This window comes from Zwartia hollandica (assembly GCF_019923725.1).
Lineage (GTDB): Bacteria > Pseudomonadota > Gammaproteobacteria > Burkholderiales > Burkholderiaceae_B > Zwartia > Zwartia hollandica.
This window is the reverse complement of the sequence record NZ_JAHXRI010000006.1, coordinates 271,712-288,424: the sequence shown is the minus strand read 5'-3', so window position 1 is coordinate 288,424 and position 16,713 is coordinate 271,712. Positions and strand designations below refer to the sequence as shown.

Annotated in this window: 16 protein-coding genes; 5 read left to right on the top strand and 11 right to left on the bottom strand. The window is 54.2% G+C overall.

The window, feature by feature from the left end:
- Positions 1–187 precede the first annotated feature (187 nt).
- Positions 188–814, bottom strand: coding sequence for a hypothetical protein (locus tag KZZ10_RS04690; protein ID WP_259660344.1), 627 nt, complete (start codon positions 812–814; stop codon positions 188–190).
- 16 nt (positions 815–830) lie between these two features.
- Between KZZ10_RS04690 and rpoN the strand changes: the two genes are divergently transcribed.
- On the top strand, positions 831–2,321 hold the full coding sequence (gene rpoN / locus KZZ10_RS04685) for an RNA polymerase factor sigma-54 (RefSeq protein ID WP_259660343.1): 1,491 nt from the start codon (positions 831–833) through the stop codon (positions 2,319–2,321).
- Positions 2,322–2,335: 14 nt separating this feature from the next.
- Here the strand turns inward: rpoN and KZZ10_RS04680 are convergent, their stop codons facing one another.
- The 7 genes from KZZ10_RS04680 to KZZ10_RS04650 form a co-directional block, all read right to left on the bottom strand.
- Positions 2,336–2,998 carry a hypothetical protein gene (locus KZZ10_RS04680; RefSeq protein WP_259660342.1) on the bottom strand — a complete coding sequence of 221 codons (663 nt, stop codon included), beginning with the start codon at positions 2,996–2,998 and terminating at the stop codon, positions 2,336–2,338.
- 24 nt (positions 2,999–3,022) lie between these two features.
- Entirely contained in the window at positions 3,023–4,633 is a 1,611-nt protein-coding gene (locus KZZ10_RS04675) for a peptide chain release factor 3 (protein ID WP_259660341.1), read from the bottom strand.
- A gap of 46 nt (positions 4,634–4,679) precedes the next feature.
- Positions 4,680–6,119: a DEAD/DEAH box helicase gene (locus KZZ10_RS04670; protein ID WP_375372545.1), complete on the bottom strand. Its 1,440-nt coding sequence runs from the start codon at positions 6,117–6,119 to the stop codon at positions 4,680–4,682.
- 179 nt (positions 6,120–6,298) lie between these two features.
- Positions 6,299–7,312 (bottom strand): D-2-hydroxyacid dehydrogenase, encoded by a 1,014-nt coding sequence (locus tag KZZ10_RS04665; protein WP_259660339.1) that lies wholly within the window; start codon positions 7,310–7,312, stop codon positions 6,299–6,301.
- Between the two features lie 9 nt (positions 7,313–7,321).
- Positions 7,322–8,329, bottom strand: a complete 1,008-nt coding sequence (locus tag KZZ10_RS04660) for a Bug family tripartite tricarboxylate transporter substrate binding protein (RefSeq protein ID WP_259660338.1) — start codon at positions 8,327–8,329, stop codon at positions 7,322–7,324.
- Positions 8,330–8,365: 36 nt separating this feature from the next.
- Positions 8,366–9,331, bottom strand: a complete 966-nt coding sequence (locus tag KZZ10_RS04655) for a Bug family tripartite tricarboxylate transporter substrate binding protein (protein WP_259660337.1) — start codon at positions 9,329–9,331, stop codon at positions 8,366–8,368.
- 18 nt (positions 9,332–9,349) lie between these two features.
- A complete protein-coding gene (locus KZZ10_RS04650; RefSeq protein ID WP_259660336.1) occupies positions 9,350–10,138 on the bottom strand; it encodes a class II aldolase/adducin family protein in 789 nt (262 codons plus the stop codon).
- Positions 10,139–10,266: 128 nt separating this feature from the next.
- On the opposite strand from KZZ10_RS04650, the gene KZZ10_RS04645 reads away from it, so the two are divergent.
- Positions 10,267–10,614, top strand: coding sequence for a hypothetical protein (locus KZZ10_RS04645; protein ID WP_259660335.1), 348 nt, complete (start codon positions 10,267–10,269; stop codon positions 10,612–10,614).
- Here KZZ10_RS04645 and KZZ10_RS04640 read toward each other — a convergent pair.
- The gene (locus KZZ10_RS04640; RefSeq protein ID WP_259660334.1) at positions 10,611–11,261 is read right to left on the bottom strand and encodes an FMN-binding negative transcriptional regulator; all 651 of its coding nucleotides are present in this window, start codon (positions 11,259–11,261) and stop codon (positions 10,611–10,613) included. The genes KZZ10_RS04645 and KZZ10_RS04640 overlap by 4 nt on opposite strands.
- 87 nt (positions 11,262–11,348) lie before the next feature.
- Between KZZ10_RS04640 and KZZ10_RS04635 the strand changes: the two genes are divergently transcribed.
- Entirely contained in the window at positions 11,349–12,662 is a 1,314-nt protein-coding gene (locus tag KZZ10_RS04635) for an amidase (protein ID WP_259660333.1), read from the top strand.
- Between the two features lie 9 nt (positions 12,663–12,671).
- Here KZZ10_RS04635 and KZZ10_RS04630 read toward each other — a convergent pair whose 3' ends face one another.
- Both KZZ10_RS04630 and KZZ10_RS04625 read right to left on the bottom strand, forming a co-directional pair.
- The gene (locus KZZ10_RS04630; RefSeq protein ID WP_259660332.1) at positions 12,672–14,246 is read right to left on the bottom strand and encodes a gamma-glutamyltransferase family protein; all 1,575 of its coding nucleotides are present in this window, start codon (positions 14,244–14,246) and stop codon (positions 12,672–12,674) included.
- 19 nt (positions 14,247–14,265) lie between these two features.
- Positions 14,266–15,087: an alpha/beta fold hydrolase gene (locus KZZ10_RS04625; RefSeq protein WP_259660331.1), complete on the bottom strand. Its 822-nt coding sequence runs from the start codon at positions 15,085–15,087 to the stop codon at positions 14,266–14,268.
- Positions 15,088–15,201: 114 nt separating this feature from the next.
- On the opposite strand from KZZ10_RS04625, the gene KZZ10_RS04620 reads away from it, so the two are divergent.
- Both KZZ10_RS04620 and gbd read left to right on the top strand, forming a co-directional pair.
- Complete coding sequence (locus KZZ10_RS04620; protein WP_259660330.1) at positions 15,202–15,504, top strand: ATPase with chaperone activity; 303 nt, start codon at positions 15,202–15,204, stop codon at positions 15,502–15,504.
- A gap of 64 nt (positions 15,505–15,568) precedes the next feature.
- On the top strand, positions 15,569–16,708 hold the full coding sequence (gene gbd / locus KZZ10_RS04615) for a 4-hydroxybutyrate dehydrogenase (RefSeq protein ID WP_259660329.1): 1,140 nt from the start codon (positions 15,569–15,571) through the stop codon (positions 16,706–16,708).
- The last annotated feature ends 5 nt before the right edge of the window (positions 16,709–16,713 follow it).

Below are 16,713 nucleotides of genomic sequence, written 5' to 3'. Positions count from 1 at the left end.
CGTTACAACGAAATCGCCACGCACGAGTGAACGCAGGCCTGAAAAGGCCTTGTGGTTTGCGAGGGGGCGAGCATGGCCCGCGAGCGTTGCGTTCATAGCCGTTAGTCGAACACAAAATGCAGATCAGCGCAAGCTTGGAGCGCCAATGCACCAAAAAGGGGCCTGTTCATGTGAAGCGAATGTGTGATTAAGCCAACATCGTGGGCCTGCGCGGCGTATCGATGTTTTTCGGGGGTTGAGGCTCCGTTGGCGGTGCTTTAGGCAGCAAGGCTTGTTCCAGCGCAGCCTTTTGCTCGCGGGCCAGTGCGATCTTACGAACGCGGCCACTTCGCACTTGCGCGAGTGTGGTTTGTAAATTTCCCACAGTAAGGGGGGCAGATTGATCTTTCCAGACCCAGCTCAAGACCTCAAGCGCTTCGACGCTTAGTCCCGCAAACAGTTTTCTGGTTTCAGAGAGCGGCACGAGTGCCGAGCGACCACGCCGTAGACTCCCTTTCAGCCAGCTCGAGATGAGGTTCAAGGCAATTAAGGCAAGAGTCACGACAATAGCCCACCAAAAATATTTTTGGTATTGCATGACAAAATCTACGACTGTCCTACCTAAAACCTCGGCTAGCCCGGTTGCGTTGAAGCTAAATTCCAGCCAGCTCTTGCCGCGCGCCAAAATTGTTTGCACGCAATAGAGTAAAACGGCCAAAATGGTGAGCACCACCGTGACCCGTATTAATAGTCTAGGCAGCGCTAGGCGCAGCAAGGTGTTGCCAAGCAAATAGGCATCTTTTCGCAGGTCGGCGGTGTTTTGTGTGATCATCATGCAAAATATTGTACCTATGAGCCGCAATTTTCTCGAGCTTCGTCTTGGCCAAAGCCTGACATTAACCCCCGCACTGCAACAGTCCATCAAACTGTTGCAGCTGTCGGCGCTCGAATTAGAGGCTGAAATTGCCCGCGCTCTAGCGGAAAATCCGTTGCTTGAGCAAGAGGGCGAGGGGCTGCAGACGCCGGCGGCGGCTGCAATTGCCCATCCTGGGGACGGACCGATATATGAAGGGGACGCTAAGGAACAGGCGCAAGCCGAGGCTGATTTTGCATCAGACGAGAGATATGACGATAGTCGCAGCTCGGAGCGAGACCGTATCGAGTTTTCTTCAGAGCCCCGCGGTTCGCGGGATGATGACTTTCCGGAGCGACCCGAGCCTGCGCGTGAAAGTAATTTGCGCGAACATCTTTTAAGTCAGTTGGGGACCACACGGCTCGGCGCGAGGGACGCGGCCTTAGTTGAGTTATTAATCGAGGAGCTCAACGAAGATGGATTTCTTGCCTCTCCGCTTGATGAAATCGCGAGCTGGATGAAGCCTGAGCTAGGGCTTGAGGAAGAGGACTTCAACGCGCCGTTGCGAATGCTGCAATCGTTTGATCCGCCTGGTGTTGGTGCGCGAGACCTCGCAGAGTGTTTGACGCTACAAGTGCAATTTGCTGAGCCAGATAGGTTTCCAGAGTTGTCAGAGGCGCGGATACGAGAGCTTACTCGCGCCCTGTGTCAGCGGCATCTCGCTGTGCTTGCAACAGGGAACATGGCTAAGCTAAGAGAGCTGCTTGCCTGTGAGCTTGAAGAGCTGCGCAGTGTTCATGCTGTGATCTTAAGGCTGAACCCCAGGCCAGGAAGTGCATGGAATAAGCCGGCAGCCGATTTTGCGGTGCCAGACGTGATTGTGCGCAAGACGAGAAAGGGTTGGGTGGCATCGTTAAATGAGTCCATCATGCCTAAGTTGCGTGTTAATGCCCTCTATGCGGAAGCACTAGGGAGCCCGCGCGGGGGAGCAAATAGCGCACTGCACGGGCAACTGCAAGAGGCGCGCTGGATGATACGAAATGTGGCGCAACGCTTTGAAACGATTCTGCGCGTATCGGAGGTGATTGTTCATCACCAGCAGGGTTTCTTTTTGAAGGGCTGGGCAGCCGTAAGACCCCTTACGCTTAAAGATGTGGCCGGCGAGCTAGGGATGCATGAGTCGACCATCTCGCGTGCAACGACGCAAAAGTTTATGGTGACACCTTTTGGCACAGTGGAATTAAAACGTTTCTTCAGCACAGGACTTGCAACAGAAGGCGCAGAGGCCACTTCATCTACGGCCGTGCAAATGCGGATACAGGTGTTGATTAATCAGGAAGACCGTCGTCGCCCATTATCAGATAGTCAGCTAGCAAAATTACTAGACGAGGATGGCATTACGATCGCACGACGTACTGTTGCCAAGTATCGGGAGCTGTTACGCATACCGACCGCGCCTTTGCGTAAGTCGCAGGCGGGCGTTGGCTAAGACAGGGGTGATGCTTAGCCGCCGATGGTTGATTCAGTGCTAGGTGCTGGACAGTCTGCCACTTTGCCCCAGGCGTTGTTGGGCGCACAGTGTTTGTTCCGCGCGTTTTGGATGCAGCTTGGGCGTTGAAAAAAGCCTTGTTTCGCGCACTGTTCCAAATCTTTTTTAAGTGCTTGTTGCCAAGCGCCGCCAAGCGGCGCAGCAATAGTGCCCGCACTGCTTGGCGAAGCTGGTTGTGGTTTAGCGTTAGCACCAACACCAGGCAAACCCAGGTCTACTGTTGCCACATCTCTTGGTCCTGTCGGCAAACCTCGCCCAGCAGCACTCGCTTCATAATCGCGACGCTCTGAACTTTTTTCATCGTCGTCATCGCCATCTTCGTCGGAGCTCTTGCCACTGGAGTTGGCATCTTCATACGAGGCAATCACGGCTTCAATGGTCCACTCGATAGGAGCCATTTCGCGTGGGACGCCGAGCGTGCCGTCAATCCGCGGTTGAGGTGGCTGTGGCGCACGGGGTTTGCCGTCGGCGTCGAGCACCGCAGCAGCATCGGAGGTGGGCGCTGACGCGACCGAAAGAGGGGCTTGTCCGACCAGCCAAGTCCCTAGCTGTATTCCACCCTGCCAGGCAGCAATGCCAGCAACAAGCAAAAGCAAGAAAAGGATGCGCCAGGACATAAGTGATCTTTGGGGGCTGAAACGTTAAACCTTGTCTGCGAACACTTGGCCGCCGTGCTCACGCATTGCATGAAAACGAATCGCAGGATAGCGCTCTTCGGCAACCCGTAATTGTGCGATGGAGGAAACAAGAAAGGCCGGTGCTTCGACAACATCATAGGCGATATGGCCAGCGTTAGCATCTATGAATTTACGCAATTCTTTAGGGTCTTGGGCTGTGATCCATCGCGCCATGTTGTAGCGTGAAGGCATTAACCTGGCCTCCGCCCCATACTCGGCCTGCAGGCGGTGGGCGACTACCTCAAACTGCAGTTGACCCACTGCACCGAGTAGCAGCGCGCCACCAGCTGCCATGGGACGAAACACTTGGATTGCGCCCTCTTCTCCTAACTGCAAGAGGCCGGTGCGTAGCTGTTTTGTTCGCAATGGATCTTTCGTTTCGACAGCCTGAAATAGCTCCGGGGCAAAGAAAGGCAGGCCAGTGAAATGCAGCGCTTCACCCTCAGTCAACACATCGCCAAGATGGAGGATGCCATGGTTGGGGATGCCAATCACATCCCCGGCATAGGCTTCGTCAACGAGTTCACGCCGCTGGGATAAAAAAGATACAACGTTGTTAGGACGAATTTCTTTGTTGTTTCGCGACACCTTCAGACGCATACCGCGCTCAAAGCGACCAGAACTTACGCGCACGAAGGCGACGCGATCCCGGTGTGCCGGATCCATATTGGCCTGCACTTTAAAGACGACACCTGTGAACTTCGGTTCTTCGGGGTGGACGACACGCTCTAGCGCTTGACGCGAACCTGGGGGCGGTGCCTGATCAACCAGGGCATCAAGAACTTCTTGTACGCCGAAATTGTTGATAGCCGAGCCAAAGAAAACCGGTGTTTGCTTACCTGCCAAAAAGGCCGCACGATCAAACACTGGCGCGGCAGCTTGAATCAATTCGATTTCACCTTTGGCTTGTTCGAACGTTGCGCCAAAGCGAGTAGCAATTTCTGGGTTGTCTAAACCGTCAATGAAATCATCGCCGCTGTCGTTGCGACGTTCTTGTCCTGCTCGAAACAACCGCATTCTGTCGCGTTGGATATCAAACACGCCACCAAAGGCTTTTCCCATACCAACCGGCCAGGAAAAAGGGACGGCGTCCATGCCAATGTGTTGTTCGATTTCGGAGAGCAGCTCAAGAGGATCGCGAACCTCGCGGTCCATCTTGTTAATGAACGTAATGATGGGCGTATTCCGTGCGCGGCAAACCTGCAGCAGACGAATTGTTTGGGGCTCAACACCGTTGGCCGCATCGATTACCATCAGTGCTGCATCCACCGCGGTCAGTACCCGGTACGTGTCTTCAGAGAAGTCTTGGTGTCCAGGCGTATCAAGTAGATTAATAACGCAGTCGCGGTACTCCATTTGCATCACGGAGGAAGCGACAGAAATGCCGCGCTGCTTTTCGATTTCCATCCAATCAGAGGAGGCATGTCGAGAGGCTTTGCGCGCTTTCACGCTGCCGGCGATCTGAATGGCGCCCGCGAAAAGCAATAGCTTTTCGGTAAGCGTCGTTTTACCCGCGTCGGGGTGAGAGATGATTGCGAACGTTCTGCGTCGCGCGACTTCTGCTTGAATACTCATGGTGGCGGATTTTACAGGCTGAGCAAGTCAGCCTGTATGCGTGCATTTACTTGGTGAAAAGGGCCGGACGGCGTGGACGATTGGCGGAGGCGGGTGCCCCAGAGCCGGTGCGTACCGGTGCGCCAGCACTACGGCCTGACCCAGCCTCCGAGCGGCTATTTGCATGTGGTGCGCGAGCTGTGCTCGACCCTTCCCGGCGAGGTTGCCCGACGCCCTGACCGGGACGCCCCGAACCTGAGCCGGCGGGCCCGCTAGGGCGTGCCGAGCGCTGTGGTGGGCGACGCGGGGCATCACGACGGCCTGCTGCGCGTGCATCATCGTCAGCACCATGCGAGGAGGCGGGTGAGGCCGTCCATCCGGTTGGCGCAGGCAACTGAGGGATTTGCTTCTTAATTACACGCTCAATCGCCTTGAGGTATTTGATCTCACTTGAGTCGACGAGCGAGACGGCCGAGCCGGCAGCACCTGCGCGACCCGTGCGACCTATCCGGTGCACGTAGTCTTCAGGAATATTGGGTAGCTCAAAGTTAACGACCTGAGGCAATTGATCGATATCGAGACCCCGAGCAGCAATATCGGTCGCAACCAGTACAGCAACCTTGCCCTTTTTAAAATCGTCTAGCGCGCGCGTGCGTGCAGCCTGGCTTTTATTGCCGTGGATCGCAGAGGCGGAGAGCCCATCCTTCACGAGTTTCTCGGCGAGCCGGTTTGCGCCATGTTTTGTACGGGTGAATACGAGAACCTGATGCCAACCGCTTTCACGAATAATATGGCTAAGAATATCGCGCTTGTGCGCTTGATCAACCATATGCACGGTCTGATCGACTCGCTCTGCGGTCGTATTACGCGCGGCGACGGACACTTCGCTCGCGTTGTTTAGGACTCCTTTCGAAAGCTCGCGAATCTCGTCGGAAAACGTGGCAGAGAACAAAAGGTTCTGACGCTGACGCGGCAGCATTGCCAAAATCTTGCGAATATCGCGAATAAAGCCCATATCGAGCATGCGATCGGCTTCGTCGAGCACGAGGATTTCAACGCCGGACAAATCGACGGTGCGTTGTTGGCAGTGGTCAAGTAGACGACCGGGCGTTGCGACCAAAATATCGATCGGTTTACGGAGTGCTGAAATCTGTGGGTTGATGTTGACACCACCGAAGATCACCATGGAAGAAATTTTTGTGTGTACACCGTAGGTTTTCACAGACTCTTCGACCTGAGCAGTTAGCTCACGGGTTGGAGTGAGGATCAACACACGGGGGCGACCAGGCTTGCGCAATTCGATTGGTTTGGCCAATAGCATGTGCAAGATAGGTAATGTGAAGCCGGCTGTTTTGCCGGTTCCGGTTTGTGCTGCCGCCAACAGGTCTCCACCCGCGAGTACGCGCGGAATGGCCTGGGCTTGAATAGGGGTGGGCGCGGTGTAGCCAGCATCAGCAATAGCGCGCAAAAGGGAATCAGCCAACCCGAGGTCAGCAAAGGTAGTCATAGTAGACAAGAGAACAGCTCCATCGTCGTGCCGGTCCACAAGTGAATGTGGACTCCAATCGGGGCAGACGAACAGGGAGTAAAAACGCCTTGGAGGCGAGCGCCCACAGAGTTGGGGCTTAGCGAGGCACGAGGACTGGAACGTTGTGCCGTAGCATCATTGTACGCTAATGAGCTAGGTTACGCCACCTTAGCAACATTAATGAGAGGCTCGCCGCGAGAGAAGTGCCCAACGTTTTCAAGAAACTTCTCAGCCATGCGTTGCAAAATTGCATCTGAAAACCCGGCCGTGTGCGGTGTGCAAATCACGTTAGGCATGTCCCAAAGAGGGGAGTCGGGTGAAAGCGGTTCTTGTGCAAACACATCTAGATACGCACCAGCCAGGCGGCCATTCTGTAACGCATCAATCATGGCTGGCTCGTCGATTACTACGCCGCGCGAAATATTCACGATATGTGCGGAAGGCTTCATTAGGCTGAGAGCCTCAGCAGAGACTAGGTTTGTCGTCAGCGAGGTCAGCGGACATGCAAGCACAAGCCAATCTGTTTTGGGCAAGACGGAGTGAAAGTCAGCAAACGAGACAACGGGAATGTCAGGAATAGTCGATGAGGCAGACTGCCGGACCACAATAATTTTTAAGCCGATTGCGCCGAGCCATGCAGCAAGCTTTTGGCCAATAGGACCCCAACCAACGATCGTCGCAGTTTGCCCTTCGAGTTCCGGTGGTTGCCCCACTTTAAAGAAAGGCTCCCACGCATGAGCACGCTGAGCGCGTGCGAGTTGGGGAAAGCGACGCCCTAAAGACAATAAGCCCGTCAAGGCGGTTTGTGCCACGATCCCTGCACTCGCACCAGAAGAGTTTGTGACCGTCACGCCTCGCGCCATGAGGTCGAGAAATATCTGACGATCAACCCCGGCTGAGTGAATGTGGACCCACTGTAGTGCCTTAGAGTTACGCATTGCATCGTAGACGTACTGCGTTTCGGGAACGATGTGGTGTTTGGTTGAAGCGGCCGTCACGTCGCGCGAAATAAAACAAAAATCCGCATCAGCCGTTCCGTCATGCATTTGTTTTGCCGTGATTCGCACGTAGCCGTCTTTGCCCAGAATCCGCGTGAGTTCGCCGTCGATCTCTTTAGCCGTTTTGTCGGACAACAAAATACGGGGTATGTGTGCAAGCTTGAGTGTGGTCACGGTGTTTCCTTAGCGGGCGGATGCGCCAGAGGCGATTACAACCTTTTTCCACTTCACATATTCTTTCTGGATGAAGTCTTTAAAAAATTCTGGTGTGCCGCCAACCGGATCAGCGCCTTCGCTTATGAACCGAGCCTCAAGGCTGACCATGGCTTGATTCGCGCTTTTGTTGAGCTTATCGATAATCTCTTGAGGTGTTCCGCGCGGAGCAAGCATGCCAAACCAAGAGCCCGCCGCAAAGTCAGGGATACCGTTCTCAGCGACGGTCGGTACATCGGGCATGGAGCGTGAGCGCTTGGGGCTACTGACGGCGATTGCACGCAACTTGCCAGCCTTGATCTGACTGATCACGGAAGGGATGGTGGCGAACATAAAGTCAATTCGGCTGGAGAGCAGATCGTTTAAAGCCTCTGCGCCTTTGTAGGGAATGTGCTGCGCGTCCGTGCCAAGGGCATCCATCAACATAAAGCTCGAGAGGTGCGCAGAGGTGCCGACGCCTGTAGAGCCGTAATTCATTGAACCTTTAGGCTGCGACTTGAGATAGGCCACAAACTCTTTGTAGTTGTTGACGGGAAGTTTTGGACTCACCACCAATACGTTCGGGACGTCTGCGATTAAAACGATCGGCACGAGTTCAGTTAAGGGATCGTACCGAAGATCTTTATAGAGGGTGGGGTTGATCGCCATGGGTCCAACGGACGCGACCGTTAAGGTATAGCCATCGGCGGGTGAGCGAGCCACCATTTCGTTACCGATATTTCCACCCGAGCCAGGTTTGTTTTCAACGACGAAGCTTTGTTTAAGTTGCTCGGCCATCAGGTTACCAACGCTGCGGGCAATGATGTCTGTTGTTCCGCCGGCAGTGAACGACACAACGATTTTGACGGCCTTGTTTGGGTAGTCTGCAGCCGATTGTGCATGAGCTGTGCGTGTTGTGCTGATGCCGAGTACGGCTGCACCGAGTACAAGGGATACCTGGCGGCGCTTCAACGAAGAAGGAAGGTCTTTTGATTTCATGTTCGTGATCTCTGGGTGTGTGCGTTAATAAAGTTTCTACTCAACTTTGAGTTTGCCAGCCGTTGCAAGTTCCGCTGCGATCTTATCCTCTCGTTTAAGCAGAACACTGAAAGCATTTGTCGGACCTGGTCGCGCGATACTCGCTACGTTGAGCAACTGCTCTTTTACAGCAGAGTCTTGTAAAACTTTAAACAGCGCATCACCCAACTGCTTGACTGTTGCCTCTGGTGTTTTGGCAGGAGCTAAAAGACCAAGCGTTGTGCTGATATCTAATGTCGGCAGACCTACTTCTTTGGTGCTGGGTGTTTCAGGCAAGAGCGGATCGCGTTCTGGCGCCAGCACACTTATTGCCGTCATGCGACCGCCTTTTATGTGTGCAACCGAACTTGAGAGTTGATCAACCATGGCATCGATCTGACCGCCTAACAAATCGATAATGGCAGGGCCTGAACCTTTATAGGTGACCACGTTTAAGTCTAATTTCGCGATAGATTGCAACTGCATGATCGCGATGTGATTGGTGGTGCCAATCCCCGCATTGCCAATGCTGACTTTGCCAGGATTGGCACGAGCGTAGGCGAGAAAGCTTGCCATGTCTTTAAACTTTGGGTTGCCAGCTCGTGTTGTAAAGACTAGCGAGGTTGAGGAGATCAGGCCAATACTTTCAAAGCTATTGATGGTGTAGGTGGTGGAAACCATCTTTGGCACGATCACGAGCGGGTTAGGTGTGGTGATCAAGAGAGTGCTGCCATCTGGCTGCGCGCGTGCAACCTCAGCAGCGGCGACCGAACCACCACCACCCGGGCGGTTTTGAACAACGATTGTTTGTCCGAGTTGTTTCGACAGCGCGGGAGCAATGATGCGCGCCACGATATCAATATTGCCGCCCGCAGCGAACGGCACAAGCATCGTAATAGGCTTGGGTGAGGTTTGTGCCATTGCGGGTGCGATGGCTGTGAGCGCACTGAGGGCAATCGCTTGCAGGGTTCGTCGACGCAGCATGGGGTTTCCTTTGTTGTTTTAGTTGCGGTAAGAGGTGTCGGTGCGATCAAGCTTGCGCAAAAGTGCTGTCCACTCCATTACGCCGTAAGGACGACGCGTACCAGGCTGATAGTTATTCCATGTTTCATCTAACACTTTTTGCGAAACTTTTGACAAAGGCGTGTTGCAAGACATGGCGCCGATTTGTGCTCGGCACGAAAGCTCTAGACGATGCATCCAGTTAAACGCTTCTCCGATTGTGCGACCAACGGTGAGCGCACCATGGTTACGCAAAATCATCGCTTCGCTGTTGCCCAGATCGCGCACGAGGGACTCTTGCTCCGTCTCGTCTAACACGACACCTTCGTAGTTGTGATAACTGATCTTAAGAAAGCGCATGGCTGTTTGCGTGAGAGGCAGCAGGCCACACTCGAGCGATGAGACCGCCATCGAGGCCCAGCTGTGGGTGTGAATCACGCAGCCGACATCGGGACGACCATGGTGGACCGCGCTGTGTATGACAGATCCGGCCTTGTTGACGCCGTAATTCAAATCACCGAAATCGGGCTTGCTCAAGACGTTGCCGTGGTGATCTACTTTAAGCAGGCTCGACGCAGTGATTTCCTCGTACATCATGCCGTACGCGTTGATGAGGTAAGTCCCCTCTTCGCCAGGAATGCGCGCCGAAATATGGTTGGCAATCATGTCTGCCATGCCATACATTTCGACTAGGCGGTAACAGGCGGCGAGATTGACGCGTGTGTCCCACTCTGCATCTGATACTTTGCCTTTAAGCGAAGGAATATTCAGAACGCCCTCTTTCGACATGATTGCTTGCCCCTTTGTGTTTTGCTGTTTATGCTTAGCCCGCACTTGGCCGTGTGTACTTGAACCGGATAATATCGGTAGAACGCTTATTGTGCCGTAAATTAATCCTAAGAGCCCCGAGAGTCCCAATGAAAAAACTAGCCTCAATACTCCTGTGCGGCGTGGCGTTCGTCAACCTCGCGGGTTGCCAAGGGAGTGCCGTTTATTACCATCGGGACCCCGCTCGACAGATCGTGGTGCTAGATCAGCGAGAGGTTAGCGTAGTGCCGCTGGGCAATGGCCGCTGGGAGGCGTTCGGTGGCAAACAAGGTGGTTCGTCAGTCGAGGATCTTGAAAAGCAAAAAGCTCGCCAAATTGAGGCGATTGAAAAGGTGACCGCATGCAGAGTCACTACGACAGAGTTTCCACCGGATAAAAACGAGCGGCGCTTATTGATCCAGGCGACGGTCGTGTGCGAGCCGCCGCCTAAGCGCTAAGGTCGCCCTATACCTGTCTTAGCCTCTACCATCCGCGCCATGTATGCTGCGGTCGGAGAGCTTGTCTCATTGGCAAGCCCTTTGGCTGCTCCAAGGCGGTCGCGGTCTTCGCGATTTTGACTGATTTTCCACTTTGCCTGCACTCGAGTCACCGAGAGTTCAATGGCGACGATTGCTTCGAGCATCTTGTCGAGGTAGCCGGCCGGTGCATCTAAGACTTGCCACGGCGCGGTGCGACCTGCTTCCATGGAAGCGGTTAACTGATCCACAACCTCAAGTTTGGTTTGAGCATCATGAGAAACAGAAAGTTTTCCATAAATGTGGGCGACGGCATAGTTGTAGGTTGGTACGACCTCGTGGTGAACCTGCTTGGAGGGATACCAGTTCGGTGAAATATAGGCGCTAGGCCCCTGAAAAATCACCATCCACTCAGCATCGGTTGAGGCGGCTTGCCAGACAGGGTTGCTTTTTGCAACGTGACCAATGAGCTTTGCGCCGGCAGCTAAGTCTCCTTCCAAGAGAAACGGGATGTGATCTGCTTCGAGAGCGCCGTTCTGGGTGGTGACAAGAACGCCCAACGGAAAGTGTGCAATGAGCTCTGACACGACACCAAGGTCGTCTTGTTCAAAATGTTTTGGGTTGTACATGTTAGAACTCTAAAAAGCGTTTCACTGACTGATTAAATCGGTGTATATATCTTACAGTGAATCTAATTTGCTTCAACAGGGTTAACTATGTCAAAGCTTCCACTAGGTTTGTTTGCAGCCACCCGCGCGATTGCTGCGGGTACTCTGGCGCCTCAGGATTATGTCAAACAGTGCTATGCGCGCGCTGAAGAAACCGAACCATGGTTGCGCGCATTCGTTTCGCGTAACGCCCTAGAAGATCTCCTGGCCCAAACCGGGGATGGCGAGTGGGCAGGTATTCCCGTTGGTGTGAAGGATTTAGTTGCGACGCAGGATTTGCCGACAACCAATGGTTCGCCGATCTACGCAGATCAGATGCTAGGCCATGATGCGCCGATCGTGGCGAAGATCAGGCAGCTTGGCGGGTTGGTTTTTGGCAAAACAGTGACGACAGAATTTGCCTTTCGCCAGCCTGGCCCAACGGTGAATTTTTGGAACCGCGGCCATACGCCAGGAGGCTCCTCCAGCGGTTCCGCGTCGGCTGTGGCGGCCGGTGTCGTGCCAATTGCGCTAGGCACCCAGACCGTCGGGTCGGTCATCCGCCCAGCCGCGTTTTGTGGCGTGGTGGGACTCAAAGCTAGCTATGGTGCAATTCCGCGTGCGGGGGTTTTTCCTTTGTCCGGTTCGCTCGATCATGTAGGATTTTTGGCGCGTTCAGTCAATGACGTTGCCTATGCGTTCAATACATTGCGGAATCGTTCAGTCGGTGAACCGGATGCGATAGTGTTGCCGGCTGTGCCAATGGATGCGCAGACGGGCATAGCTCCTAGCGCTGCGCCACGAATAGCATGGCTTAAGACGCCTCATGATGCGCTCGTAACCCCTGAACAAAAAGAAGCGATGGCGCAGTCGGTTGCGGCTATGCGTAAGGCGGGTGCGGTGGTTGAGGAGTTTTCCTTGCCTGACGCCTACTGGCGTGGGATTGAAATGTTGCAATGTTTGCTTGAGTGCGAGGCTGGTGTGATACACGCGGATCACTTTAAGAATCATGCGGCGTTACTGTGTGAGTCGATTGCAGATCTCGTCAAGAAGGGTCGCAACCGCACTGCCTATGAATATTTAGAAGTGCGCGCAGCGCAACAAGCCTTACGCCATGACATGATGAATCAGCTCAAGGGTTTTGATGCAATTCTCACGATCCCTGCGACCGGTGCGGCGCCAGAGGGCTTGGGCTCTACAGGCGACCCGGTATTTTGTGCGCTATGGAGTTTCTTAGGTTTGCCAGCGATCACCCTACCAATCGCTCGCTCGACAAAAGGTCTGCCCCTTGGTCTGCAACTCGTGGCACCTTACAAGCAAGATGCACACTTAATGCGTGTCGCACGATGGGCAGAACTTAGTCTGCCGGCTGTGGCCGCTTAAGTTGGTCGTTTAACCGCCCGTGATTGCGTCGCCATAAGGAGACATGATCTCGGTACAGCCCATGTTCAGTTCGCCGTCCCGCATGACTCCAGCGGGGCAGGCGAATGCATAGGGGTATACGTTGCGTCGCGTCGCAGTGACTGGAAAGATTTTTTCTAGTGCAGCGAGTACGTCGGCAGGGAGTGCCTGATCAGCAGTCACTTTACCCACGCCGCTGACGTCAATACGTGGTGTGTGGAACGCCTCTTCGAGGCTTAAGCCGTGATCCATAATGAAAGAACTTAGTTGCATGACGGCACCAAGAATCTTGCGCCCTCCCGATGCGCCAATTGCAAAGCGTCGACCCGACGCATCTTCGCCGATGACTGGGTTGTAGTTCGCGAGACAACGCTTATTGGGCGCCAATGAGTTTGGTTTGCCGGGCTCTGGATCAAACCACATGATGCCGTTATTCAGGAGCAATCCTGTGGACGGCGACACAACGCGTGAGCCAAAGATGGAAAGTAGCGTTTGCGTGACCGCACACATATTCCCGTGACGATCGACGACGCTGAAGTGTGTGGTGGAGCCAGGCGCTTTGGGGGATTCGTGATCACCCATGTTTTCAAACCGCAACTTAAATGCAGCATCGAGCGCGCGCGCGAAGGCGGTATAGGTTGACGCACCCGGTGTGCCTTTGACAGGATTTAGTTCGCTTGCCAGCAATTCGAGCGCTTTGCCGAACGTGGGACCGCCCGTTAAACCAGGTGTTGCAAACACACGGCCACCGCGGTAGTTGATCGTGAGAGGTTCGACCAATTCAGCGCGATAGTCCGCGAGGTCTTGCATGCTTAGACAACCACCTTTCGCACGAATATCATTGACGAGTTTCGCCGCGATATCACCTTGATAAAACGCCTTTGATCCGCCTTCTGCAATTTGACGTAAGGTTTGTGCAAAAGCTTTTTGATCAAGGTGTCTTTCGTTGAGCGATGTCCATTCGCCCGCGATCGGCCAATGCCCTTGCTCTAAAAACATCGCAGCGGTATCCGGGTCTTTGCTTAAGACGCGTGCATTGGCTGCAGTAACAAGCGTGGTGTACCAATCGACCAACAGACCTTCTTCGGCAAGGCCGGCAGCAGGCATCACAAGATCTTTCCAGGGCATGCGCCCAAAGTGCTGGTGTGCGAGATCCATTCCTGCGACGACGCCTGGCACGGCGACTGCTGTTGCGCCCATCACGTTGCGATCATCGACAACTGAAGGCCATGGAAACAGATCAGAAGATTTGCCCGTGCCGCTTAAGGGATAGTTTGCCGGATTTAGCTCTCGTGGAGAGCGACAACCAAAATTGACAACGCGAGCGCGACCTTCATTTGCGCGCCACAACACCATGGCACCCCCGGCCGCGGGCCCACTCATCCAGGGCTCGACGACACCGATCGCGAAGGAGGTTGCAATTGCGGCATCAACCGCATCGCCCCCTGCATCGAGCACGGCAGCACCGACTTCCGCTGCACGTCGATGTTGGGCTGCGACAACGCCACCTTTTGTGGCGATTACGGTTTTATGAATGGTTTGGGTACTCGAGAAATTTTCTGTCATGGCAAAGCCTTGTTGGTGCTTAAGTGATTTTCTTAAACCACTCACGCAATGTTGTCGTAAATAATTCTGTACGCGAGACGGGAAAAAAATGTCCGCCGTAATCAAATATTTTTAAATCTGACCCGGGAAGCAAGGCGTGGAGTTGTTCTTGTAAAAAGGCGGGCACAATCAAATCGTCGCGTGCCCCAAGTACCAGCCGCGGCACGTTGATGGCTGACAGTGCAGCGCTTTGATCGTAAGCGACCAAGGCGTCAATGCGCTCCATCACGATGCGCTGCGCAGCGGGCGTCAGGGGAGCATTGCGCACTGCAGACTCTAAGACTGCCCAGTGCGCGTTGAGCCAAGCGGTGTCGTAACCCATAAACACCGAAGAGCTGGCATAGGCCACGGGGTTGTGCACAAGCATCTCCCGACGCACCGAGAAAAGCTCTTGTCGGTGCCGACTCGGTGCCCCCCAGGCGCCGCTCATGACGCACGCACGTACGCGTTGTGGATGACGCAAGGCAATCGATTGTGTGATGCAACCGCCTGTTGAATGGCCCACAATAAGAGCCGAGTCAATTTCAAAATGGTCCAACACGGCCAAACAGTCGTCTGCGAGCTGATCGATGGTGCACGCCGCTGAGCCGCGGGTACTGTTTGCGATCCCCCGCTGATCCAAGCGTATAACTTGATGTTGCGGTGTAAGTGCAGCTAGGCAGGGCTGCCAGAACCCTGCGGTGCCCCCTAGCCCACTGATCAACAGCAAAGGCGCGCCGGCACCCGCGCTGTGCGCCTCGAGGAGGGCCCCGTCGGGTAATGCAATGTGTTCGACGCGAGGTGCTGAAGAATGGTTGGTCATGTCTATTTATGAATAATCACTTATTCTGCGTAGTATCGTGTAACAACGCACCATTTGCCAACCTAGGAATTCAGCCTGTGTGCCTTCAGTCCTGTAGAAGTTTTAGCTTACCCAATGTCTGACGACAATCAGATCATTGTTCCGCCCTCGTTTATTGCCCTGTTCGTCGAGCCTGGTCGCATTAAACCCAGTGCGTCGCGTGAGCATATCTTTGCGCGCTACGACTTGTGTGAGGATATGGCTAACCTTTTGACGGAACAGGCTAGCAATAAGCTTTGGGAGCTGGGCATTACCGAAGCCGATGTCCTTGAGCGCATCCACCGGGGCCTGCTGACGCAAGATGTCGGACTGACCGAGGCGGAAGCTGGATGGGTGGTGCAACGGCTCGCTGAAATTCTCGGCTGGGAGACTCAGTAAGAGCCATATGATTTATCATCAAGCGCACAAAACAACATAACAACACAATCATGGAGACAGCATCATGGCGTTGATTAACTACATCACCCAAATACAGTTCGATTTTGGGGCGATTAGCTTATTGCAGTCTGAGTGTGAGCGTGTTGGTATTCAGCGTCCGATGTTGGTGACTGATGCTGGGGTGCGGGCCGCAGGTTTGGTGGACCGTGTGTTGGCGCAACTAAAAGATCCTAAAAGCGTACAGATCTATGATCAAACCCCGCCGAACCCCCACGAGGCAGCGGTACGAGACGCCCTCGCCATGTACAAACAGGGCAAATTTGATGGAATGATCGCTGTTGGGGGCGGATCGGCCATGGATTTAGCCAAAGCGGTTGCAGTCTGCGCGGCACACCCTGGACCGCTAAAAGACTTTATCGCGGTCAATGGCGGTACGGCGCGCATCACCGCGGCGACGGCTCCGATTATTGCGATCCCGACGACATCTGGTACAGGAAGTGAAGTGGGTCGAGGTGCGATGCTGATTTTGGATGATGGTCGCAAGGTGGGCTTGTTATCTCCGCATATTGTCCCGAAGTCGGCGATTTGCGACCCAGAGCTGACTCTGGATTTGCCGGCATTATTGACGGCTGCAACCGGCATGGATGCGATCACTCACTGCTGTGAAACATTCATGTCCTCAGCCTTGAATTTTCCCGCGGAAGGGATTGCGCTAGACGGCTTATGGCGGGGATGGCGGCATATTGAACGTGCAACAAAAACACCCCATGACCGTGAGGCGCGCTTTCACATGATGAGCGCGTCCACACAAGGCGCGATGGCATTTCAAAAAGGTTTGGGCGCTGTCCATAGTTTGAGCCATGCGCTGGGTGGCATGAATCCAAAACTGCACCATGGCACGCTAAATGCGATGTTTTTACCGGCCGTTATTTTGTTTAATGCCAGCGAAGCATCGATGCAAAAAGGTAGAAAATTAGAGCGCTTGGCGGAGACAATGGGGCTGGGTCAGCCAGCAGAGGTCGCACCGGCAATCAAGGCGTTGAATCAAAGGCTTGGCTTGCCGAGCGGTTTGGCTGCGATGGGCGTCACGCCTGAGATGTTTCCCCGGGTGATTGAAGGCGCCATGGCAGATCACTGCCATAAAACCAACCCTCGTACACCGACTGCGGAGGATTATGCTGACCTACTCAAGCAGTCGATGTAGCGTTT